Annotated in this window: 1 pseudogene; it reads left to right on the top strand. The window is 62.1% G+C overall.

Annotation, left to right across the window (positions count from 1 at the left end):
* Nucleotides 1–506, top strand: a pseudogene (locus tag AF337_RS38675) (adenylate/guanylate cyclase domain-containing protein); the annotation flags it as partial.

Below are 506 nucleotides of genomic sequence, written 5' to 3'. Positions count from 1 at the left end.
ACGTCCTGGAGGAAATACGACGTGACCTCGGCGTGCGCTTCGTCGTTGAGGGCAGCGTGCAGCGGAGCGGCGATCTGATCCGCGTCAACGCGCAACTGATCGATACCTCGAGCGGCGACCATCTGTGGGCCAATCGATTTGACCGCAGCGCGGCGGAGGTGTTTGCCGTGCAGGACGCGATGGGCAGACAGATTGCCGATGCGCTCGGTCTGAAACTGACTCGAAGCGAGACCGAGCGCATCGCCCGTCCTCCGACCACTAATCTCGAGGCATATGATTATTATCTGCGTGCCGAGCAGGCGGCCCGTACAGGACGCCGTTCCCGGATGCTCGAGGCATTGGCGCTGTTTGACAAGGCGGAGGCACTGGACGGCGGCTTTGCCGAAGCATTCGCGGCCGATGCGCATGCGACGTCCTTTGTCTGGCGCAGCACATATGACGACGTTCTCCAGAGTGCGCTGGCTCGAAAAAGAGCCTACGAGAAGGCAAGTCGCGCCCTTGCCCTC

Origin of the sequence: Rhizobium ecuadorense, from assembly GCF_001187535.1 — a bacterium.
GTDB lineage: Bacteria > Pseudomonadota > Alphaproteobacteria > Rhizobiales > Rhizobiaceae > Rhizobium > Rhizobium ecuadorense.
Note: the sequence above shows the minus strand (reverse complement) of the source record. Positions and strands in the feature narration are given on the sequence as shown.